The organism is Paraburkholderia sp. SIMBA_030, from assembly GCF_046535245.1.
Lineage (GTDB): Bacteria > Pseudomonadota > Gammaproteobacteria > Burkholderiales > Burkholderiaceae > Paraburkholderia.
Genome location: NZ_JAWRXB010000842.1, coordinates 1 through 262, shown reverse-complemented (window position 1 = coordinate 262; position 262 = coordinate 1). Strand labels below are relative to the sequence as shown.

The 262-nt window shown below is 63.0% G+C and carries 1 pseudogene; it reads right to left on the bottom strand.

Annotated features, from left to right (window positions below):
- Window positions 1-262 (bottom strand): annotated as a pseudogene (locus SB772_RS42365) (succinylglutamate desuccinylase); the annotation flags it as partial.

Below are 262 nucleotides of genomic sequence, written 5' to 3'. Positions count from 1 at the left end.
GACGCCGTCGCGCAGCCATGGCGCAATGAGGGTCTCTTCGAAAGAGCCATCGCCGCCGTCATCCCAGATGATCGCCACGTCCATTTTCATCGCGGCGGCCAATTCACGACCACGGGGCCAGAAACGGCGGTGGACGTAGAGGTAGGGCATTGCTTCGTCATCGGTGTGCAGGTCGAGCATCACGTCCGCCGGGGCCGCGAGCTGCACCAGTTTTTTTTGCCATTCCTGGACGTTGGTCGAGGGTTGGGCCATGGCGGCCGAC